Below are 22,761 nucleotides of genomic sequence, written 5' to 3'. Positions count from 1 at the left end.
GCGTCCACTGCAGGCGTGGCGGATCGGCTCATCGTTGAGGCCGCGGCGCGCGCCCGTGGTATTTCGTTGGACCGGATCGGCGCCGTCGTTTTCGAGCTTGGGGGCGCCGACAAGTTCCCCGAGGTGTACAAGCTGCTAGGACCGAAGGGATTCGATATCCAGGTGCTCGGTCTTGTCGATGAGGCGGAGAAGAACCCGTGGCTTGGTGCCGTCGGAGGACGCCCGAAGGACGTTCTCGGCTGCAGCATCTTTGCTTCCGTGACCGACCTTGAAGACGAGTACTGCCGAGGTATCGGTGCGGAAGAGGTCGGGCAGCGTCTGATCGCAGCGAAGGACGCCCGCGATGAGCGGGCGATCCTGGATTCGTGCGAAGCGACCTCGCTCGCTGAAGCCGACCCGCTGCGTTTGGCTGCCTTCTGCCGCGCTTCTTTGGGCAAAGGCCGAGGGAGCCGAAAAGTGCCGGCAGCGCTTGTAATCGCTAAGACCATGACCGCTGAGGACGCTTCCAAGATCGCAAGCATTGATGCGCTCCTGACCGAGCTAGAGAAGCGGATCCAGGCGTGAGTTCAGAGAGCATCAGCGCCGATCCGGAGTCCGAGGCTCGCAACCTGCTGGTCATCGCGCCGCCCGGATGTGGCAAGACGGAGCTTCTGGCCCGGCGCGCGGAGTTCCTCATCAGCAAGCTACAACCAGGCCAGCGCATCCTCGCCTTGACGTTCTCGAATAAGGCCAAAGCGAACTTGAATGAGCGACTGGTCGGTGTTCTTGGCGCGGAACGCAAACGGAAGTTCGTCGCGGTCCACAACTTCCATGGTCACGCGGCCGAGGTGATCCGATCGCACGGGCGCGTCCTCGGTATCCCCACAGACGTAGAAATGCCCGACAAGCGCACTCAAGACAACACGATCGACCCGTACCTCGAGGGGCTTCTTGTGAGAACGAAGGGCACGAGATGCGGGCCCTGATCGGCGACCAGCTTCGAGAAGCAAACAGGGTCCGTTCACCGATGAGGAAGTGATTCGCCGGCTCAACACGAGCAGCGAGCCCCGTACCAAGGAAGTGGAAGCTCAGCGGCAACGAGATGGTGCTCTCTTCTACGATGACCTACTCCGACACGCTGAACGACTTCTTCATGTTCCAGGAGTCGCGAGACTGTACCGCGCGCACTACGCCGCCATCCTCGTCGATGAGTTCCAAGACCTCTCACCGCAGCAGCTCGACATCGCCTTACGCAGCTGCGACGCCAGTAGAACATTTGTCGGCGACCCGCTACAAGGCATATATTCATGGGCGGGCGCTCGTCCCATCCAGGTGGAACGTGTCCTCCGCAGAATCGGAGGGGAGCCGCTCGGTCTGGGCGTCTCCTTCCGCTCGTCTCCGAAGGTGCTCAATCTCCTCGGGATCATCTCCCAGGAACTTGGCGGCCAACCTCTCACGTCCCATGAGCCAGAGCGATGGCACGAAGGCGGCGCTGCCGCAGGCGGCACCTTTGCCAGTGGCGTCGACGAAGCTACCTTTATCCACGAAACGACTCAAGCGATCCTTGGACGAGACCCGACTTCGACCATCGGGGTCATCTGTCGCAGCGGTTGGCGACGCAAACCAGTTGATGAGGAGTTCGCGTCATCCGGTACTCCCTGCACATGCTGGGATCTCGCCGTCGATAACCCGCAGATCATCGACCTCATCGCCAATGGAGTCTCCCGGCTTGGCGGAGCTCCGAAGCGTCCAGAGTTGGAGAAGGAACTCATTGAGTCCGTCGGCGCCAGTGACGTCGATACGGCATCAGACATCCGCGATGCCCTCGCCCAACTTGAGGAGCTCGCCGAGCAGGCAGGCTCGATCTCGGCGGCGTTGGCACAGTTCCGGATACGGGACGACGCTAACGAAGCGATCACACATGGTGTCCATCTTCTAAACGCTCACACGGGAAAGGGCCAACAGTTCGACTGGGTCTTCATCCCCGGCGTAGAGAAGGGCAATGTACCCAGCTTCCTCGCCCGAGGAAAAGCGGCTCTCGAGGAAGAGAAGCGTGTGCTCCTCGTCATGATCTCTCGCGCGAAGCATGGCGTGGTGATCAGCCGTGCGGAAACACTCATCTCCAAGAAGGGCAAGCCCTACAACACAACTCCCAGCCCTTGGGGAGACTCCCTCCGCACCGGGCTCAACATGGATCCGCAAGGGTTGACCCGCCATGTTTCCGGGTTCCTACGGCCCACGACCTAGCGCACAGACCGAGGCTTTCGACGGAAGCCATGCCACCCGGGAGAATTGAAGCACCGCACCCGTCGAAAGGAAGAGTCGTGTTCGTTCCAGACGCAGCAGAGGAGTACCGAACCTGCGCCGAGTGCGGCCGTGACTGCGAGCCTGTCCCGTTCGAGACAGCGAAGGACGGTGTCCGTATCTCGTTTGTCTGCCCCATCCACGGTGTCCACACAGTCGTGGATCCATTCGACGGTGATCGATAACACGATCTCACCGAGAGAGAGCGGGCGGGTTTCATGCGAGAAGCGACGGCAGCCGGCGCGGCGGTGTATCTGCGGATCTCGCAGGATCGTGCGGGTGAGCGTGCCGGCGTGCAACGCCAGCAGGAGGACTGCCTCGCTCTTGCCACACAGCTCGGGTATGAGGATCCACTGGTCTTCATCGACAACGACATCTCCGCGTTCGATGGGGGCCGCCGTCCTGGATACGACAGCCTGGTATCGCATGTCCGCACCGGGGTCACGGTCGTCATCGTGTGGCATGTGGACCGCTTGTACCGGCAGCCACGGGAGCTGGAGAACATGATCGACCTGGTCGAGCAGAACCCGGTGCGGATCGAGACTGTTCAAGGTGGCGGGTTCGATCTGAACACGCACGAGGGCCGCCTCATGGCCCGCCAGCTCGTCGCGATCGCCGCGTACGAGTCCGGGCACAAATCCGACCGGGTCAAACGTGCCAACCAGCGTCTCGCCGAACAGGGGGCATGGCATGGTCCCGCCCGTTACGGGTACGGCCCCGGAGGTGCCCTCGTCCCGGCAGAGGCTGTAGTGATCCGGGAGATGGCCGACCGGTTTCTCGGCGGGGAATCGTTGCGCTCGATCACCCGATGGTTGAACACGTCACGCATTCCACCCCAGCACGCCGGCGAAGGCACAGCGGGTATCTGGTACCCGTACACAGTGCGCAGCATCCTCACTTCGGCGCGCATCTCGGGGCAACGCGCCTACTCTCCCGACACCCGTTCTGATCCTGCGACCGGGAGGGAGATCCTCGGTCCCGGGAACTGGACGGCGATCATCGCCCCGTCCGAGACGGCTCGCATCCGGGAGATCCTCGCCGACCCCGCACGCCGCAGAACCACTCCCGCGGTGCCGACGCTGCTGGGGGGGTATTGCGCGGTGCGGGATCTGCGATGCCGGGCTAACTATCGCCGGACACACGAGAAAACCCGACGCGGCGGGAACACTGCGATACACATGCCGGAAGGACCCTTCTCGGCCAGAACGCGGCGGGTTGAGCATCGATGCCGCCAAGCTCGATGCTCTCGTCACCGAACGCGTCCTGCACCGTCTCGCACATCCTCATGCTGGTGCAGGAGACGAGACCGTGACGGCGTTGCTGGGGCAGGTCGTCGCGATCAATGGGCGCATCGCTGACCTCCGCGATGACGTCCGCACTCGCGTGGTCGGCGCCTCCGAGGCCGGCGCAGGAATCCTCGCCGCCGAACAGCTCCTCCTCACCGTCGGCCGGAAACTCAGCGCCCTCACGGACGCGCCCCTGCTGTACGACGCCCCGATCGGTGACCAGTCAGCCCTCACCACCTGGTGGGAGCACCTGACCGTTCCGGAACGCCGCGACGTCATCACCGCGCTCATCCGGCGGCTCCGCATCCTTCCCGGGAAGCGTGGCCGCCGCTTTGACCCCACCCGCGTAAAGATCACCTACCGCAAATAGTCGACCGCCTGGCATATGCCCGTCGGGAGGGTGAGGGTGTGACAGACACAGTGGATGTCTACCGCGCTGATCTACCTCCGCATCTCCGTGAACCGAACCAGCGAGCACGCCTCCATCCAGCAGCAACGTGCCGACTGCCATGCCCTCGCCCACCGTCTCGGATACACCCGCGTCCTGGAGTACGTCGACGAAGCCGTCTCCGCCTACCAGGACCGACGAAGACCCGCGTACCAAGAACTCCTCGGACACCTCCATCACGTACCCGCGACGGTCATCGTCTGGCACATCGACCGGCTCTACCGACGCCCCAACGAACTCGAACAACTCCTCGATCTACTCGATACGCGTCCGGTTCGGATCGAATCAGCGCGGGGCGGCTCCTTCGACCTCAACGCTCACGAAGGACGCCTCTTCGCCCGGCAGCTCGTCGCGTTCGCGAACTACGAATCCGCCCACAAAGGTGCCCGTGTCGCCCGCGCCCAACACCAACGTGCACAGCGCGGTTTGCTGCACGGCGGCGCCCACTACGGCTACCTGGACGATGGCCGCCTCCACTCCGAGCAGGGACCCGTTCTTCGACGCATCGCGGAGGACTACCTCACCGGACTCTCCGTCTCCGCGATCGCTCGCGACCTCACCGGCACCCCAGCCCCTGCCGGCGGTGCCCGATGGAACAGCACGACCATCGCCTCCATCCTGCACAGCCGCCGCCTTCACCACCACAACGACATCCACGAGAGCAGATGGGAGCGCGTGATGACCCCTGAAGAGTCCGCGCTCATCCGTGCCATCCAGATTGCACCCCGACGAGATGCCACCCGCTCCTCGGCGGCCCTTCTGAGCGCGATCGCCCGCTGCGGGGTCTGCGGCAACCGACTCGTCAGCGCCACGACCTACCGTGGGATCCGCATCTATCGATGCCTCCCCAACCCAACATCGTGCCGCTCGGTTCGTATCCGCCAGGCAAGCCTCGACGCGTATGTCCGGAACGCCGTCATGGTGGAGATGAGGAAGCCTGTGTCTCTGACAGCGCCCCGCCTGGGACCGGAAGACGTACTCGACAGGCTCCAAAATGGCCGCGAGAACTTACGTCATCTTGCACGCCAGTACGCAAGAGCTGAGATTTCCCGGGACGCGCTCCTCGAAGCGAGGAAGCCGTGCATCGACGTGCTCGTCTCCGCCAGCGCCGAACTTACCCGGCACCTTCGTGTTCGAGCACGCGACATGTACATGTCGGCACCATTTGCGCGGTTGTCCACGCCGCGGCAGCGAACCCTCATCGACACTCATGTGGCGCGCCTCGAGGTGTGCCCGCCGACGACGACCGGCGACCCTGCATCCCGAGTAAGGATGCGACTGCATAGCTGAGCCCTGGTAGCCCAGCCATGCGGTCGCGCACGGCGATGTCTGTGCCTGCCGATAACATCAAACATGAGGCCAGGATCTGGCTCAATTCCTCAAGGAATCTGGAGACTGTCGACCACGCACCGTGCTGCCTCACGTCCAAAGGAGGAGTAGTGCCGGTCGAAAAAACTGCCGAGGGGGAGAAGCCGCAGCGCTGGTGGCAGTTCTGGCAGACACGAGCATCGCAACCTCTAGGCCTTCGGGCGCTCACTCCCGAACCAGTCGCAGAGCAGCACGATCTGTACAGCACGGAACTCGTCGCGCTCCTTCGTGACCGGAAGCGTCGCCGCAACGTGTGGAACATCGCTTTGACCGGCAGCTACGGCAGCGGGAAGAGCAGTGTTCTCGCTTCGGTCCGTGCAGAGCTTCCGCGAAGAGTCGTCGAGATCTCCCTCTCCTCACTCAGCGACATCGGCGTGCAAGCTGATGCCAAGGAAGACGAGACCAACAACCTGATCCAGAAGGAAATCGTCAAGCAGCTCCTCTACCGCGAACGAACGAGCAAGCTACCCGGGTCACGATTCCGTCGCATCAGCCGACTCCCGCTCTGGCGGACCGTCCTCGTCTCGGCGGTGATCGGCGCGGTCGCGGCCGGGGTTCTTTGGCTCACGGGCCTCGGCACCCCGCTGGATCTCCCACCTGAGCGAGAAAGCGAGCGACCGTTGCTTTTGCTCGCAATCGGTGCCGGCGTGGCGATCCTCGCCCTCGCTCTTCAAGCGGTGCTCCACAACCGTGTCCGCGTCGACAAACTGGGCACAGCCTCGGCATCCGTCAGCCTGAAAACGGACAGTGTGGGAGAGGACGGATCGTTCTTCGACAAATACCTTGACGAGATCGTTTACTTCTTCGAAAAAACCCGACGGACGATCCTCATCATCGAAGACCTCGACAGATTCGAAAATCCAGCCATCTACGGTTCTCTGCGAGCGCTCAACACCATCCTCAACACATCACGGCAGCTGCATCGACGCCCAGTCCACTTCATCTACGCCGTACGGGACAGCATCTTCGAAGACCTGACCAAGACACCTTCACCACCGGCTGGACCCCCACAGAAGAAGGAACCAGCTCAGCCTGACCCGGCAGAGAAGTCCGGGGTCTGGCAAGCGCACAGCTTGCTATCCAATCCGCCGACGCAGCGCACCAAATTCTTCGATCTCGTCGTCCCGATCGTTCCGTTCATCACCCATCAGAACTCGCGCGACCTTCTGGTGAAGGAGATGAAGAAGGTCGATTCTTCCGTGTCGATCGAAGTGCTTAGCATCGTCGCCAAACATGTCACGGACATGCGGTTGCTGTTGAATATCATCAACGAGTACCGCGTATTTCAGACGCGCGTCCTTGTTCCGAAGAAGCTTCGCGGGCTCACTCCGAGCAAGCTGTTCGCGATGGTCGCGTTCAAGAACACACGCCTCACTGACTTCGAACTCATACGTGTGGGAGACAGCTCCCTCGATCGCCTCTATCGAGTCTCTCGCGAGATCATCGACGAGGGTTTGGCAGAAGTAGCCGACGAGATTGCCACCGTTGAAACACAGGCTGATCCAGTCGCCGAGACCGTCGCCCGTGCGGAACAGCTCGGGACAGCACTCCAGACACTCGCCGAACGCTGGCTGCCCCGACTCAACCATCAGCCGCAGAGTCTCCGGTTCCTCATCAATGGCAAGGTTCAAGCGACCACCGAGATCAGCACCTCGGCATTCTGGGAAAGCGTCGTCGACAAGGGAGCTGTTGTCGAAGTGTTGGCCTCTTCAACCGAAGTATTCAAGATTGATGCCGCCGGGTTGCGAGCCGAGCTAGGAACAATGGTGCCGGAACGTTGGTCTGTCCAGAAGCGGGCAGCGCACACCGCGGAATTGCAGCGCCTTCGGGGTCTCCAGCAGTGGCTTCGCTCCGCGGACTTCCACGCCCTCACCGATCCAAGACGAGAATTGCACCGCAAGGACAAGACGGAAGTTGACTTCCGGACGACGTACGTCGAGGCACTAGCCGACCCCCTCCTCGAGGATCTCATCCTTGACGGACACATCGATCGCAACTACCACCTCTACATGTCCGAGTTCCATGGCCAGGTGGCCTCCGCGGACGCGATGAGCTTCCTCATCCAGCATGTACGCGCTGAACAGCCCTCGTACCGCTACCCACTGAAACCTGAAGAAGTTGGAGCCGTCCTGCGCGAAGGAGGCCCAGGAGTCTTCAACTCGACCGGTCTCTTCAACATCGCCGTGTACGACACGCTCCTCCAATCTTCCGACACGCGGCTCGAACGCAACCTGAAGCTCCTTTCGTGGGTCCGACCATCCGGTGCTGAATTCATCGAGGCATACATCGCAGAAGGTAAGCATCAAGAGCAGCTCTTCGAACGCCTCGCCCCCTTGTGGGATGAGGTATTCGTGTTCATTTCTGAACAGGCCAAAGATGAAATCACACGGCTCGCGATCGCGGCGCTTGACGGAGTCGATCTCGCCACCGAATATCCAGTACCGGAACCCGTGCGCGAGCGCATCGCCGCCAACTACAACAAGATCCAAAGCCTCACCGACGACGCCCGTGAACCTACTCGGACCGTCGAAGTCCTCCAACATCTTGGAGTCCGACTACCGTCGCTTCGAGACCTGTCCCGCACAGCACTCCAAGAAATCATTGCGGCACGTCAATACCGAGTCACCGAAGAAAACCTTCGAATCGTCCTTGACGGAACTGACGAGATCGGCATCGACAAGGTCTTCGAAGCAGGACACGACGTATCCGATCACGTCCTGGCGCACTTCGACGAGTACCTCGCCGCGCTCGACGGCACGAATCCGTCTGAGCCAAGCCTCCGCAATATGGACTCCCTCATCGAGATCATGACAGCCGTCGAGGCATCCGAACCGGGAGAGTCGATGCAACTGCTCACCCGTCTTCCCAAGGGCGCCAAAGTCCAAGACCTCACGGCCGTCCCCGACAGCCTCAAGACGTTGCTCGCTCGAGCCCAGCGTTTCGCGCTCAACTTCTCCAACGTCAACGCATACATCGCGGCATGCACCATCGACGAAGCACTGGTCGACTTCTTGGAAGCTCAACCGTCTATCGACGCGAGTGATGCGAGCGCTGAGCAACAAGATCTGCTTGCGTCCCAGCTCCTGAACGTCAAGAAGCTCACCGTAGCCAGCCGCGTGAACCTAGCCAAGTCGATCACACGCGCACCCCTCGCGATCAGCAAAATCTCTGCACGAGAACCAGAACTCATTTCAGGTCTGATGCAAGCTGGACTGCTCGTGGATGACCCCGACACGTTCGCCGCACTGAGTAAGTCCCAGGGAGCACAAGTAGCCTTCATCATCAGCTCGACGGACGCGGAAAACTACTTCACGCAGCTCACTCTCACGCCAGCGGTCCTGGCTCTCTTCCTGCGCGATGATCACGTCAAAGACGGGATCAAAACGCTGATCGTCAACGGACTGCCCCAGGCCCCGCAGAACGCCACCGACGAAGTCCTCGAAGCAGCCGCAGAGTGGGCAACCACAACCTCGACGCCGCTGCCTCACGACACAGCTCAGCTTGTCCAGCAGAGCGGCGTTGCGACGCCGCTGAAGGCTGCGATGCTCAACCTGAGCGCGTCTGAGTGTGGGACTGATGAGCTCGTGGAGTACATTCAACAACTCCCGAGCCCCTATCGCGACCTGCTCGAGCGCGGAACCACGGTCGTCGACCTCCCAGCCGATCCCGACTTCGAGACCGCACTCCAGAAACTCGAGACTGACGGAGCTGGCGCTGTCACATCATGGAAGCGTGTGGACGATTTTACCCGGGTCTGGCGACGGCACCCACCCAAGAAACGTGACGATTCTGCACCGGCATAGTGGCGTCAGATTTCCCATGTGGTATTCGCTGCAATGCCACCTACATTTTCACTCCAGGATCTCCACCCTGACCAGGAATTTCACCCCTCGATGCAAGCCCATCTCTACGGCCGTAACCTGCGTGCAGTCAGAAGAACAGAAGGGGTTAGGGGTGCAAGCGGGGTGAGCCGGTTGATCGCTTGAGGGGGTAGGGGTTTCCGTAGTTGGAAGCGGGGGCTGTCTGGAGAATCGTGAGGGCTTTCAGCGGGCGCGGGTAAGGATGGGCTTAGATTGCTGTATGAGCCTTCCTGTTCCGAATGCATCCGATGCATCGCCGCTGGTCGCGTGCGTGAATCTTGAGAAGACGTTTGAGACGGTGAAGGGGCAGCCGCCCGTGGCGGTGCTGCGCAACGTATCGCTCCAAGTGAACCCCGGTGAGATGGTCGCGATCGTGGGGCCATCAGGTTCGGGGAAGTCCACGCTGCTGTACTGCCTGGCAGGGCTGGAACCGGCATCGGCTGGCGGGGTGAGTATGTTCGGGCAGAGCATCGCGGCGCTGAGCCGAAACGCTTTGGCGAAGATGCGTCGGGATCGTGTGGGGTTCATCTTCCAGTCCTACAATCTGGTGCCGTCGCTCACCGCGATGGAGAACGCGGCACTTCCTGCACGGATCGCTCGTAAGCGGGGCGCGGCAGCCGATGCAAGCGCCGCAGTTGACGCGGTCGGGCTCACGGAGCGAGCCGGGTTCTTGCCGAGCAAGCTCTCTGGCGGTCAGCAGCAGCGTGTCGCTATCGCACGGGTGCTCGCGTCAGGCGCTTCGCTCGTGTTCGCTGACGAGCCGACCGGGGCGCTCGATACTACGACCGGGGCGCAAGTGCTTTCCCTGTTGCGCGAGACAGCTTCCGGAGCGCGCAGCGTGGTACTGGTCACGCATGACCTCGAAGCGGCCGCACGCGCCGATCGGGTGCTCGTGCTGCGCGATGGTTCCATCCACGCGGAGCTTCATAAGCCGAGCGCGCAGGCAGTGCTGGACGCGGTGCGCGCCGCAGGAGAGGAATCGCTGGCCGCATGATCGCGATCGTCGCCGCCAAGGAACTCGTGCGGGAATGGAGACTCTGGATCGGCGGTCTTCTCATGATCGCCGTGGCGACGATGGTGCTGTCCGCTGTCATATCCCAGTTTGAGACGGCGGCGACCCTCAGCCCAGCCGATGGTGATTCGCTGGTGTCGATGACGCAGGGCACGATCCTGTTCACGGTGCTTGCCGCAGTCGCGGTCACCGGAGCGACGACGAATCTTGCGATCAGTTCGGGCAGGCGCGGCTACGCGCTTCTGCAACTGGCTGGAATCCTCCCGCGTCAAGTGACCTTGGTCGTGCTGATCCAGCTTTGCCTGCTCGCCCTCACCGGTACGGGTGCCGGGCTGATCCTTGGACGGTTGACGGCGGGAGTGTTCCTCTCCCTCGCTGGGCAGCAAGCTTCCCTGCGGAACCTCCCCGTTGTGTTCGGTGCCAGCACGGTGGCATGGACGGTTGGGATTGCTCTGACGCTCGTGATCGTCTCGGGACTGCGCGGTGCGTTCCGCGCGGGACGGGTGCCCGCGATCGAAGCCGTGAGAGAGCCCGAGGAGCCCCGCGCGCGCCTCGCCGTGATGCGCTGGATCGGGGTAGGAGTGGCGACGCTCGCCACAGTGATTCTCGGCATCAACGTGATCGCCGCCCCCCTGATCGCAAGGATGGTGACTGATGATCCTGATGGGAGTATGGGCATCGCGGGCATCGTCAGCGGGGCACAACTGTTCAGCATCGCCCTCACCGCCCTGATCGCCGCGCTCGGGCCCTTCGTCTACCCGCTCATCCTCCGCGCCTGGACAGCGATCATCCCAGCCTCCTGGTCACCGGCCTGGTTCCTCGCCCGCACAGGATGCCGGTACCGCCTCACGCAGAGCACCGCAGCGGTCACCCCGCTCATGGTCGGCATCGCCCTTACCGGCAGCCTGTACACGCTGTTCATGACCGCCGGAACTACGCTCGAAGGCGGCGGAACCCAGAACATGACCATCAACCATGCGTCGATCTTCACCATCATCGGCCCCGCACTTCTGATCGCCGCGCTCGGCGCGGCAGCGGTGATCTTCATGACCGGACGCACCCGCGACCGAAACAACGCGCTCATCGAAACTGGTGGCGGAACCCTCGCTACCACGACGCTCAGCGCAGCTTTCGAGACCATCATCTACGTCGGCACAGCGTTCCTCACCGGAGCACTCGTCTACGGCGCGGTCGGACTCGTCGCGACGGCCGCACTGATGCAGGTCAGCGACACCGCCACCCCGGTGTATGGGGTCGGCATCTCTAGTCTTGTCGCCGTCGCTGGACTCCTCGTCGTCGGAATCGCGACCATCACCCCAGCACTCACGGCTCGACGCCACACAATCCCCGCACTCCTCGCCCATTAACTCACATACGCAATCAGTGCGGCCGCCAGAAGTGCTAACGAAAGCGCTAAGCAACCTGTAGGTCAGGGTATCGCGGTGAAGTTATCCACAGGTCACATGTCCTAGATCGTTGATTTCATGCGGCACAACGCTCACCCCGGTATCGCGGCGCGATGGGGTCGAGGTCAGTCCAACTCCCCCGTCGCTGATGCTCGGTAGTGGCGTCAGAGATTGCATGTGGTATTCGCTGCAATCCCACCTACATCTTCTTGGTGGTACACATCGTCTGACCAGGCTTTATGCCGCACTGGCGAAGGGCCCCGACAGCTAGCTAGATGTGTTCTCCCGAGCCGCTTTGACCAGCTCGAAGCTGACGGAGGAGCTGGCCGTCGAGCGCCCCCAAGACTCGGGCGGGGTCCAGAATGAGGTCGACTACACCACGGACGTAGCAGGCCCAGTCCGCGGGCACGAGATCATCGCCAAAGACCGCGGCTGACTCGAACTGCCAACGCAAGTTCACTGGAAGCCCCCTGGCGAGGGATGCCGCGAGCTCGCGGGCTCTGTTTGTCCGAGGAGAGGGCATGCGTCGTCTTCCCAGCGGGCGGGATCCGGTCGGAGCGGGTGCGATCACGCTCGCACTGTCGAGCTCGCCAATCGCTTCGACCCCCCATGGAGGCTTCTCCTTAGAGGGCAATGGAATCGCAACTCGCTGAGTGGAGTCGATTGCGGTTCGGCCTAGCGCGAGCGAGAGTGCTCCAGGGTCCTCGTGGTAGTTGAGGTAGCGGGCGACGTCAGTACCCGGTGAGCAGACCTCGTTGAGAACGACGTCGCCGACGAAGTTACTTGGGTCGATGAGCCAACCCTTCCGCACGGAAAGGGTGGGCACGAGGCGCACGCGGTAGAGGTAGAACTGGGCGCCACGATCGCCCTGATCGTCGATTCGCCGGAGCATGTTGTGGATCGCTGCTTCATAGGTGCCGACATGCAGCGCCTTGGCTCTTTGTCGTTCGGCCCACCGGATCACATGACTGTCTCCGCCCATCCTCTGCCGAGTCTCCTGGGTCAACTCCGCGGCGGGATCGAAGTAGGGCGTCGGCCAATCGGGTTGAGTGCTGGTGTGATACCAGTTGAGCTGTGCGACGTTGCTATCGCTCAGGGCGAGATCATGCGGGTCGACGGTGACCCGCGGCGCGGCTTCCGCTTCGCAGGTCACACCGCATCCTGGGCACCTCTCACGGGCCTGGTCCCATCGATCGATCCAGTTGAGGTCGGTAACCCACCGGTGGCCGCAACTTCCGCACAGCATGTGGCGTTGGCGGGAGAAGTCAATCGGTCGTTCCATAGCCCCGGCTCACGCTCGCGCTGGGTGGCGTTCCCGTCGCCGGCGGCACCGCAAGGAGATCATCGTGCTGCGCGTCGTCCACCCCGAAGTTGAATCGATCCCGGAGGACGGTCAGTACGGCCGTTGCGTTCGGTGTCGGGGTGTTCAGGTGTAGCCCATAGGACGGAAGTGTGAGCAAGGCGCTGAAATCCAAGGCGGCAAGGAGCTTGTCGCGCGTGAACGCGTCGCTACCGAGCTGAGGGTCGGTATCGAGTTCCTCTCGCCGTAGGAGCGCGGACGCGCGTGCTCGAGCTTCGGGCGGACTGTCGACGGCGATTCGCAGTCCCTCCCAGGCCGGGCGAGCGTTGCCGATGATGTTGGTGATCGCCATCATCAGCTGCCAATCGAGCCACCCCTCATCGCGGAGCTGGTGGAGGACGGTGGCTGTGGGCTCGGTCCTGGCGAGCCGGGGAATGGTCACGCGTCCGATCGGCATCATGCGCTCGTAACGTCGCTCAATGTTCGCGACTGTCTCATCGTGGTCGTACCACTTCGAAAGATCGGTTCGGAGTGCAAGTTCCGGGTGTTCGGGGAACGCATCGCGCACGATCCCCTCACCGAGTGGTCCGTCTGGAAGAGCCGCCATACGTTCGTAGTCTTCGTCCCGGAGGAAGCCGGCTGCTTCGTCGTAGGGTCGTCCTCCTGAGAGTTTGTGCCCGAGGCCTCGTGCGAACGCGTCGTCGACGAGGGCGAGGAACTTCTCTCGGTCGAGGAGGGAGTTGTCGAGGAGCAGCAGCGAAGCATCTGTGACAAGGTCAACGAGCGCACGGTCTTCCTGAACACTGTCCCCTGGCTGAAGGTGGACAATCCACCGGCTGAGGTCGTTATCAGGGATGCGCTCGAGCTTCTCGGCATCCGCCGGTCTCTCATCTCGGTCCGTCTTCACTTCGACGTGGACTTGTGCGGGGAGCCAGACAGCATCGGCGAGGGCGAGTTCCGCCTGGATGATCTGAATGCCGGAGATGAGGCGCTCCGCTGCGAGTGTGTCGCGCCGCGTATTTCGGCACTGCACGGTCCACGTTGCGCCGAAAGCTGTCCAGTGCATTTCTCGGGTCTCGCCAGCGTCAGCGAAAGGTCGTCCAGCTCCCTGTCGGTCAAGCCCTCGAACGAGGTTCTCGATGGTCCAGGAGTCGTCGTTGGCGAGCTCGGAGGCCAGGTCGTCGAGCAGAGTTTCGGTGCCCATTTCTTGGGCTGTTGCTCGAATCGAGGCTTCGTAGTCGGGTGCGATCCTGTGAGCGACATGAAGGGTGAATGCTTCCCGCTGAAGTATGTCGGCCAGGTAGGTATGCCGGTCGAGGTTCGTGGGGTCTTCTGCATACGCGTTCTGGGCAAGGATCGTCACGCGCACGAGCCGTGATGCCGAGCACCAGTTGCCCGCTTTGAAGTCGTTGATGGCCGCGGCGGCGATGGCCTGTGGCACGAAGCGACGTACGTCGGTTTGTTGAGCACCGTTGGCGGCTACTGCGGCGGCGGCAGCGTGCAGTTTCGCTGCGAAGAACAGACCGAGATGCTCGTAGATGGAAGCGGCGAGCAGCATCATGGGGATGCTGTCCTCGATGGTCTCGCCGTGGCGCCATCCGATCTTCGCCTCGTGCACTTCTGCCAGAGCGCGGAGCAATTGGTTGGCGCCGACGAAGGTGATCACGCGGGCATGGGCACGCTCTGCCTTACTCGCGTCCCCTCCGACTCGGGCGACCGCTTCGTCGAGACGATCGCGAAGTGCTGCGTAGTCGGGGTGGTCGGCGAGGGAGAGGGTGAGCATCTCGAACAGTTCTGCTGTGTGCTCGATCGGGAACAGCGGAGCGGATGCCAACGTATCGAGGAGTGCGCCGAGTGTGGTCATGCCTCCGTCGCGGTCCCGAAGCGGAAGCGCGGTTGTCTGCGCGGGCACGGTCTCGTCGGCGTCATAGGCGTCAAGAACAAGCCGAAGAGTGTCACGAGGATCACGCAACCCCTCGATCCGTTCAGGGAGGTCGTCCGGGTATGCCTGGAAGAACGCGAGGCGCACATCGATGGCGAGAAGCAGTGCTTTCGCGTTTGGGTAGGGACTGGCAGCTATCGCTGTCTGAACGTGTGCTCGCAGCGTCTCGTAGTAGCCGTCGAGCTCGGACATGGTGATGCTGGTGTGTCCGCGGAGACGAGACCCATATCCGTACTGGAGTAGGACGCTCGCGTCCTCAAGAAGCGGCAGATCATCCTCGATGCCAGTGATGGACTGGAAGAACTCGCGGACAAGCGGGTCAGCCCCGTGAAGCTCCCCGGTGCCGCGGAGAGTCGCCACCGCGATCTCGTATCGCGCTCGCATTTTGACCTCGGCCGGCCCGTCTCCGGTGAGAAACTCGCGCATCTTTGCGATCCAGTCCCCCAAGTCGCCGCGCGCTTGGTCGTGATACGTGGCGTGGCGCAGGACGTCCCGCAGGCTCACGAGGTCGCCCATCGTCCGCCCGGGTTCTGTCCGCGCCCGCCAGTAGTCGCGGTCGCGGACGTACCAGTCCGGCAGGGGGTCGTCTTCGTCGGCGCGTTCGGGAGCCAGTGAGGCCGGTAGCTTCAGATATTCTGCCGCGATCCAGAAGAGGTCCGGGTCGGCGAGATGTTCGGCGAGGGCCAGGCCGTCGAAGATCTCGAGCTCGACGTCGCGGTCCGTCCTTGCTTGCGCGATGAGCTCGTGCCGTTTTGCAACGGGCACGGACGCCACCGTGAAGTACAGGACGCGCTCCACGGGAGTTCCTTGACCCGTGATGCTGTTGAGGTCGGAGCGGATCTTGGACGGGATGTCGGTCTTCTGGATGGTGCAGGCGAGAACCACGCGCTCGCCCGACACGGTGGCGGCGTGCACCGATGTCGCCGGGACCTCGTTCGCGATGTTCGACCAGAAGCTCTCGGCATCACGACCCTGGTCACCGCCTGCGCTCACAGGTCCGGTCGCGGGAAGCAGGTTGATGCTGACTCGGCGACGAGCGAACGCGAAGCAGATCTTCTCGTACTCATGGTGACCGTTCCCGTCGGACAAACGGTCCAGACTGAACAGGATCTGCTGTACCAGTTGGGGAGGGTTCTCCATCATGCCTCCGTCCCAGTTGAGCTCTCCTAACACCAGTATCTCGTCGCATCGGCCGAGTCGACGGCCGCCTCGCCTAGCGGTCGGTAGGGGTGCCAACAGGAACGACGCCTAGACAACTACTGGCGTCACAGATTCCATGTGGTATTCGCTGCAATACCACCTACATTTTCACTCCGGGATCTCCACCTTGACCAGGTCAATTTACCCCTCGATGCACGCCCATCTCCACGGCCGTGGCCTGCGTGCATTCGGAAGAACTGGCGATGACAGAGAAGTGGAACGGCGACTGAAGCCGAGGCGACATTGGATGAATCGGTTACTTACCGGGTAAGCTGATCGGTGATGCTTACTGAGTAAGGAGTTGCAAATATGTCGGTCCCTAAAGCGTTTCTCGTGCTGCTGGCCGAGCGTCCGATGAATGGGTATCAGTTGCGGTCGGAGTTTGAGGCGCGGACGGGGGCGACGTGGCCGTTGAACATTGGGCAGGCGTATACGACACTGCAGCGTCTGGAGCGGGATGGCTTGGTGACCTCGCGTCCGGAGGAAGACTCGGAGGTGTTCGAGCTGACTGAGAGCGGCGTTGCTGCGGTGCGTTCCTGGTGGGCGTCGCCTGTGGAGCGTTCACGCCCGGCGCGCGATGAGTTGGCGATCAAGCTGACTCTGGCAGTGACCGCACCGCATGTCGATGTCTCTCAGGTCGTGCAGAGTCAGCGGACTGAGTCGATGCGGATGCTGCATGAGTACACGCGTTTGAAAGCCGGTGGTCGGTCGTCGGGCGTGGGAGAGCGGGCGTGGTTGCTGCTGCTGGATTCGTTGATCTTCCAGACGGAGGCGGAGATCCGCTGGCTCGATCATGTCGAGGCCACCGTGATGCGAGACAGCGAGAGGGTCATACCACCGGAAGAGAGCACGCCGACGGCTTCGGTCGTACGACCTACCGGAGCACGTCAGTGACGGCGGCGCTGGTCGAGTTCGAGGATGTGACGCGCACCCATGCGTCCGGGAGCTCGCAGGTACACGCGCTGCAGGGTGTAAGCCTCCGCGTCGACTACGGCGAATTGGTCGCGGTGATGGGTCCGAGCGGGTCGGGAAAGACGACTCTGCTGAATCTGGCGGGTGCGTTGGACACGCCAACTTCGGGTCGTGTCGTCGTCGCGGGCACCGACCTTTCGGCAGCGTCGCCGGACGAACGCGCCCGGCTGCGCCGTCAGTCGATCGGGCTGGTGTTTCAGGACTACAACCTGGTGTCCTCACTGACGGTGCGGGAGAATGTCGCGCTTCCGCTGGAACTGGACGATGTCGCGCCCCGGCAGGCATCCGCTCAGGCGACGACTCTCCTGGATCGGCTCGGGCTCGCAGATCGGGGCGGGGAGTTCCCGGATCGACTCTCTGGCGGGGAGCGTCAGCGGGTCGCGATCGCGCGATCGGTCATCGGGACACGCTCGCTGATTCTGGCGGATGAGCCGACAGGGGCACTCGATTCGGTGCTCGGCGAGGAGGTGATCGAGCTTCTGCGCGCCCAGATCGGACCGGAGTGCGGCGGCATCCTGGTCACCCACGACCCACGCTACGCGGCCTGGGCCGACCGGACCGTGTTCTTGAAAGATGGTCGTATCGTTTCGGGCACCACACCCTTGGTTGGCGTCGAGTCGCTGAGCGACGTCGATAGCACCCAGGAACACGGTGCCGGGTCATGAGCGTGGTCGCTCAGGAGGATGCGACCACGGGAAGCGGTCGCCGTTCGTTGATGCTTCGCCTCGCCCGCCGGGACATCCGTCGAAACCTTCCCCGGTTCGTGCTGGCCGCGCTCGTCATCGCGATCACGATCAGTGCCGGAACCGCAGTGGATGTGCTGTTGCGCTCGGCCGAGGTGAGCGACGCAGGCTACGCACAACGCACCCTGGGTGACAGCGCCGTCGCTCGCGTGCAGTGGTGGGGCGATGAGGTGCAGCAGCAAACACCGCGTGCGGATGTGGGAGTCACCGCGGGCGCAGACGCTCCTGTCGGCGAGGTCGAAGCGCGGCTGCAGGATCTTCTTACCTCAGACACCCGCCTGCTCAAGACGCACACCGGAGCCGTCGTCCTCCGGTCGGGTTCATCTCTCACGGACGGGATGGCGGCTCTGCAAGGGCCATTGACCGATCCGCTCCTGACCGGAGTGATCGACATCTGGCAGGGACGTCTTCCGCATGCCCGAGGTGAGGTGTCGGTGAGCCGCACGGTTGCGGAGCGGCTTGATCTGTCCGTCGGCGACGCGTTCGAGGGCAGCGCCGACTCTGCTGCGCGCATGACGTCGCTGACGCTTGTCGGCATTCACGAGAACAACCCCCTCGGGTTCGATGTCGCTCTCGCCGAGAAGTCGCTTCTCAAGGAAGGGACGACATACCTTGACGGTGCACGGTCGGTGTGGTTCGTGGACGGGGCACCGGTGGTCTGGTCGGGCGTGCTGGCACTGAACGATGCTGGATTCATAGCCATCAGTCGCGACGTCGTTCTCGACCCTCCCGCCGCGACGGACGTGCCGATGTATCGAGATGGCGCTGCTGTTGAGGCGGATACTCGCCTGGGCATGGCGATTCTCGTCACCGCGGCCGTCCTCGTCGGTGGAACTCTCGTGGCGCTCCTTATCGGGCCGGTGTTCGCGATCGGCGCGCGACAGTCTCGCCGGGACTACGGGCTGCTGGCCGCGCAGGGGGCGACCGGGCGCGACATCGTCGGGGTCATGCTCCGCAGCACTCTCATCGTCGCGGTGCTCGGTTCGGTGGCCGGCGTGCTACTCGGCGTCGCCGTCGCCAGTGTGGTCGTCGCCGTCGCTCAGGCGGTGGGAAGTACGGCTTTCCCGAACCTGATCGTGCCCGGCATCGACCTGGTCCTGCTGCTCGTGTTCGGGGTGCTCGTGGCACTCGTCGCCGCCCGTGGACCTGCGCGGCGCGCCGCCCGCGAGGACCCCGTCATTTCTCTGCGCGACATCACCGACGCGCCGGGTCGCGCCCCGCGCACCAGGCGTCTGCTCGTCGTGGTTCTTTCCGGCCTGGTCATCGCACTTCTCGTTGTGACGGCGGTGACGGGTGTCCGCGTCTGGCTGGTCCTGGTCGGGCCGCTCGCGACGATCATGCTGGTCCTCGTCGTCCGCGGGCTCCTGCCCGTGCTCGGGCGGATCGCGCGTCGTGCCCAGACTCCCGAGCGAATCGCCATCCGTGACACGGCCCGTCGCGGCGACCGTACAGTTCCCACGATCACGGGGATCGCCGCCGCAGTCGCCCTCGCTGTAGCGGTCTCGGTCGTCACCGCCACCCAGTACGCCACCGCCGCCGCCGAATGGCATCCGCGCGCGGCGACCGGGACCGTGATGATCTATGACGGCTTCTACACGGACTCAAGTGGAAGCGAGAACCCATTCGAGGCGTCAACCAGCGAAAGCAGCGCCGGTGCGGAGTCGACCGTCACCGGCACGGAACAGCGGGCACGGATCACCACCGTGCTCGCTGAGTTCCTTCCCGGAACCGAGCTCATCGACGTCGACATGCTCAGTCTCGACGAAGATGCGTTCCCGCGCCTGCTCATCGACCCGGACACCGAGTGCCCCGCATGGGCAGACTTCACCGAGGAATACAACCAGTACAACACCAGCCATCCCGATCCGGACGGTCGAGCCGACGTGAACGGGATGAACTGCCTGATCGACAAGGCACTCTCCGACATCAACAAACAGCCCACCTGGGACTCCACAGACCACACGAACCTCGTCGTCGACGACGGCACCCTGGTCGCAGGTCTCGGGCTGCCCGGGGCCGAAGAAGCCGCCGAAGCGCTCCGCTCCGGCAAGATCGTGCTCACCCGCCCCATCGACCAGTGGCCAGACGGCACCGCCCACTTGGGCATCATGGAAGACGACCACGATGGCCTCACCCAATGGCGGGCGCAGTTGAACCAAGCCCGGGAGCGCGGTGAGGACTTCTATGAGAACCCGCCGGAACCTATCGCGATCGACACGCTGGTCGCGGATGCCATCGTCATGGACTGGCCCTCGCAGCAATGGGCGGCCTTCATCCCGCCCGAACTGCTCTCCGAAGCGCCGCTTTCGGATCACGACCCCGCGGTCGAGCACGTCGGGATGATCGCCACCGCGACTGCCGTGCTCTCAGAGACCGAGGTCGATGAACTCCGAGACCGGCTGCTCCTGCTCGGCGTTCATCACGTCACTACTGCTCGCGACTACGCCAACGCCGGACTCTCGACGGCGCTCACCACATTGACGGTGATCGCAGCCTTGATCGCTCTCACCGCAACCATCGGCACAGCTCGCATCGCGCTCACCGACATGCGGCGCGATCTTCGCGTGCTCCGAGACGTCGGAGCACCTCGCGGAACTCGCCGACGAATCAGAGGCGCCACGACGTTCACAGTCGGCATACTTGGGGGCCTCACCGGCACCGTCGCCGGGATCGTTCTCGGAGTAACAATCGCCGCAAGCATCGCGGCCGAAGCCGCCACAGAGAAGGGCGCGTGGACGCTAACGGTGCCGTGGTTGCCCGCCCTGCTCATCACCGTCGCCACGCCCCTCCTCGCAACCGCCATCATCGCATTCCGCGATACGAACGGAGACGATTGACCCATCCCCCCAATCAGCGCTGCCCTACCCGCGTCGTGCTTTGAGACCGTCATACCTCAGCCCTGCCGGCCTGCTGCGTGAGCGTCGCAGTCGGTCTGTGACCCAGTATCACAACAGCGCCCCACGCCCTACGACCCTTGGTCTGCGTCCATTCAGGGTAAAAGCGGGGAACGCGAGAGTTTGGCTGACTTTGAGGGTGCGTGTGCGGGTCAGCGTTGGGGGTCGGTTGCGGGGCCGATGGGGAGTCCGAGTTGGTGGGCGAGGATGACGGCTTGGACACGGTCGCGGAGACCGAGCTTGGCGAAGATGCGGTTGATGTGCGTCTTGACGGTCGCGGGCGACAGGTGCAGCGTCGCGCTGATTTCGCCGTTGGAGAGCCCGAACGCGATCGCCTCGAACACATCGCGCTCTCGGGGAGACAGCACCGACAGGGATTGATCGGTGGCGACGGGCTGATCTCGGCCGGTGTAGGCGTCGATGAGCTGGCGGGTGATGCGCGGGGTCACGATCGCGTCACCTCGGGCGACGACGCGCACGGCGTCCACGAGTTCTTGATGGGTCGCGGTCTTGACGAGGAAGGCGCTGGCTCCGGCGCGGAGCGCGCCGAAGGCGTACTCGTCCAGGTCAAAGGTGGTCAGCACGATCACGCGGCTTTCCAGCCCGCGGTCGATGATGCCGCGGGTGGCCTGGATGCCGTCCATGCCCGGCATCCGCACGTCCATCAGGATGATGTTGGGTTCCAGCCGGACGGCCTGCTGGATTGCCTCGAGCCCGTCGGCGGCTTCGCCGATGACGCGGATTCCGGGGGCGGAGTCGAGCACGAGAGCGTTGCCCTCGCGGGCGAGTGGTTGGTCGTCCACGACGAGCACGGTGATGCCGGACGGTTCAGGCATCGCCTGCTCCGATGCGGAGGGTGGCGTGGGTGCGCCAGCCGCGACCGGGCAGTGGGCCGGCTGTGCTGTCCCCGCCGTGGCGACGCGCCCGCTCGGTGATGCCGGTGAGCCCATGCCCGACCTCCGGCGCGGTGCGGGAGGGCATCCCGTCGTCGGTGACCTCGACAGCGACTTCAGCCGCGGTCGCGGTGACGGTCACCGTGGCGCTGCTCGCGCCGGTCGCGTGGCGGAGCGTGTTGGTGAGGGCTTCCTGCACGATGCGGTAGACCGCGATCCGCAACGCCGGATCGTCGGGCAGCGGGCGGCCGTGCTGGGTTAGCTCGACGTGCAGGCCGGCGTCACGGTAGGTCACGGCGAGCGCTTCGAGGGTCGGCAGGTTCGGCCCGGACTCGTGCAGGCTGCCGTCTAGCTCGGCGTCCGCGCCTCGGAGGATGTGCAGGACACGGTGAATGTCCGTGAGAGCGTCCCGGCCGACGACGCCGATCTTGCCGACCGCGGCGCGCGCCCGTTCGGGATGGGCGCTCCACCCGGCGTCAGCACCGTTGGCGAGGGCGACCATGACCGAGATGGAGTGCGCCACCACGTCATGCATCTCGGCGGCGATCCGCGCCCGTTCCAAGCTGGCGGCGTTCTCGATGCGCTCGTTCACGAGCTGGGCCAGTGCGACGCGGCGTTCACGGCGGCCCCGCACGACGAGCCCGATGACCAGGGCGATGAGCGCGAAGGGGTCGAGGAGCGCGACAAGAGGTGGGGCCGTGCCGCTCAGTGAGTACGGGATCGTCGCGAGTGCCGTCGAGGCGACGCCGACGCCGTACCCGATCAGGGCGCGGGTCGGGGGCTCGAGCGAGGCGACGGTGTAGAGGGCGAACGCGAACGGGATCATCGGGTAACCGAATCCCGGCTGCGCGAGCGGACTTGCGGCGCACGAGATTGCGACGACGACGAGCATCGTCAGTGGCCATCGGCGGCGCATCAGCAACGCGGCGGCCGTGATCGCCAGCAGCGGGTATCCCCACCAGCCGACATCGCCCGCCCGGAAGATCATCGCGATCAGATGCGGGACGCACGCGGCCAGCACCACGACGACATCGACCACGACCGCGTGCCGTCGCAGCCAGGCTAACGGCGGCCACGACGGGCGCTGCAAGTCGGCGAGACGCACACGCAGGCTCTCGGTCATACCCGGCCTCCTCTCGCGTCCGTGACGTGTC

Annotated in this window: 15 protein-coding genes and 2 pseudogenes; 13 read left to right on the top strand and 4 right to left on the bottom strand. The window is 63.7% G+C overall.

Annotated features, from left to right (window positions below; translation table 11 throughout):
* Positions 1-15 precede the first annotated feature (15 nt).
* The 10 genes and pseudogenes from CIK77_RS06850 (at position 16) to CIK77_RS06810 (ending at position 11,624) form a co-directional block, all read left to right on the top strand.
* Positions 16-564, top strand: a complete 549-nt coding sequence (locus CIK77_RS06850; RefSeq protein WP_087054454.1) for a hypothetical protein — start codon at positions 16-18, stop codon at positions 562-564.
* On the top strand, positions 561-965 hold the full coding sequence (locus CIK77_RS06845; protein ID WP_087054455.1) for a UvrD-helicase domain-containing protein: 405 nt from the start codon (positions 561-563) through the stop codon (positions 963-965). Before CIK77_RS06850 ends, CIK77_RS06845 begins: the two co-directional genes overlap by 4 nt.
* A gap of 49 nt (positions 966-1,014) precedes the next feature.
* Positions 1,015-1,296, top strand: a pseudogene (locus tag CIK77_RS18340) (UvrD-helicase domain-containing protein); the annotation flags it as partial.
* A gap of 87 nt (positions 1,297-1,383) precedes the next feature.
* Positions 1,384-2,226 (top strand): 3'-5' exonuclease, encoded by an 843-nt coding sequence (locus CIK77_RS06840; protein WP_249268521.1) that lies wholly within the window; start codon positions 1,384-1,386, stop codon positions 2,224-2,226.
* Positions 2,227-2,501: 275 nt separating this feature from the next.
* Positions 2,502-3,311 (top strand): annotated as a pseudogene (locus tag CIK77_RS18335) (recombinase family protein); the annotation flags it as partial.
* Between the two features lie 187 nt (positions 3,312-3,498).
* Positions 3,499-3,939, top strand: a complete 441-nt coding sequence (locus CIK77_RS06830; protein WP_249268523.1) for a hypothetical protein — start codon at positions 3,499-3,501, stop codon at positions 3,937-3,939.
* 54 nt (positions 3,940-3,993) lie between these two features.
* On the top strand, positions 3,994-5,307 hold the full coding sequence (locus tag CIK77_RS06825) for a recombinase family protein (protein WP_087054459.1): 1,314 nt from the start codon (positions 3,994-3,996) through the stop codon (positions 5,305-5,307).
* Between the two features lie 149 nt (positions 5,308-5,456).
* On the top strand, positions 5,457-9,188 hold the full coding sequence (locus CIK77_RS06820) for a YobI family P-loop NTPase (protein ID WP_181861403.1): 3,732 nt from the start codon (positions 5,457-5,459) through the stop codon (positions 9,186-9,188).
* Between the two features lie 277 nt (positions 9,189-9,465).
* The gene (locus CIK77_RS06815) at positions 9,466-10,239 is read left to right on the top strand and encodes an ABC transporter ATP-binding protein (protein ID WP_087054289.1); all 774 of its coding nucleotides are present in this window, start codon (positions 9,466-9,468) and stop codon (positions 10,237-10,239) included.
* A complete protein-coding gene (locus CIK77_RS06810; RefSeq protein WP_101601280.1) occupies positions 10,236-11,624 on the top strand; it encodes an FtsX-like permease family protein in 1,389 nt (462 codons plus the stop codon). Before CIK77_RS06815 ends, CIK77_RS06810 begins: the two co-directional genes overlap by 4 nt.
* 310 nt (positions 11,625-11,934) lie before the next feature.
* Here CIK77_RS06810 and CIK77_RS06805 read toward each other — a convergent pair whose 3' ends face one another.
* Together CIK77_RS06805 and CIK77_RS06800 are read right to left on the bottom strand one after the other, a co-directional pair.
* Positions 11,935-12,816, bottom strand: coding sequence for a hypothetical protein (locus CIK77_RS06805; RefSeq protein ID WP_212647536.1), 882 nt, complete (start codon positions 12,814-12,816; stop codon positions 11,935-11,937).
* Positions 12,817-12,928: 112 nt separating this feature from the next.
* Entirely contained in the window at positions 12,929-16,045 is a 3,117-nt protein-coding gene (locus CIK77_RS06800; protein WP_087056638.1) for a hypothetical protein, read from the bottom strand.
* Positions 16,046-16,414: 369 nt separating this feature from the next.
* On the opposite strand from CIK77_RS06800, the gene CIK77_RS06795 reads away from it, so the two are divergent.
* The 3 genes from CIK77_RS06795 to CIK77_RS06785 are packed head-to-tail and all read left to right on the top strand — an operon-like array spanning position 16,415 to position 20,657.
* Positions 16,415-16,999, top strand: a complete 585-nt coding sequence (locus tag CIK77_RS06795; protein WP_087056639.1) for a PadR family transcriptional regulator — start codon at positions 16,415-16,417, stop codon at positions 16,997-16,999.
* Positions 16,996-17,742 (top strand): ABC transporter ATP-binding protein, encoded by a 747-nt coding sequence (locus CIK77_RS06790; protein WP_087056640.1) that lies wholly within the window; start codon positions 16,996-16,998, stop codon positions 17,740-17,742. The genes CIK77_RS06795 and CIK77_RS06790 overlap by 4 nt, the downstream gene beginning before the upstream one ends.
* Positions 17,739-20,657, top strand: coding sequence for an ABC transporter permease (locus CIK77_RS06785; protein WP_087056641.1), 2,919 nt, complete (start codon positions 17,739-17,741; stop codon positions 20,655-20,657). The genes CIK77_RS06790 and CIK77_RS06785 overlap by 4 nt, the downstream gene beginning before the upstream one ends.
* Before the next feature lie 209 nt (positions 20,658-20,866).
* On the opposite strand, the gene CIK77_RS06780 is transcribed toward CIK77_RS06785, so the two are convergent.
* Positions 20,867-21,550, bottom strand: coding sequence for a response regulator (locus CIK77_RS06780; protein ID WP_087056642.1), 684 nt, complete (start codon positions 21,548-21,550; stop codon positions 20,867-20,869).
* Positions 21,543-22,730 (bottom strand): sensor histidine kinase, encoded by a 1,188-nt coding sequence (locus CIK77_RS06775; protein ID WP_087056643.1) that lies wholly within the window; start codon positions 22,728-22,730, stop codon positions 21,543-21,545. Before CIK77_RS06775 ends, CIK77_RS06780 begins: the two co-directional genes overlap by 8 nt.
* Between the last annotated feature and the right edge of the window lie 31 nt (positions 22,731-22,761).

Origin of the sequence: Microbacterium sp. JB110 (genome assembly GCF_003335195.1) — a bacterium.
Classification (GTDB): domain Bacteria; phylum Actinomycetota; class Actinomycetes; order Actinomycetales; family Microbacteriaceae; genus Microbacterium.
This window is presented reverse-complemented; position numbering and strand designations above follow the sequence as displayed.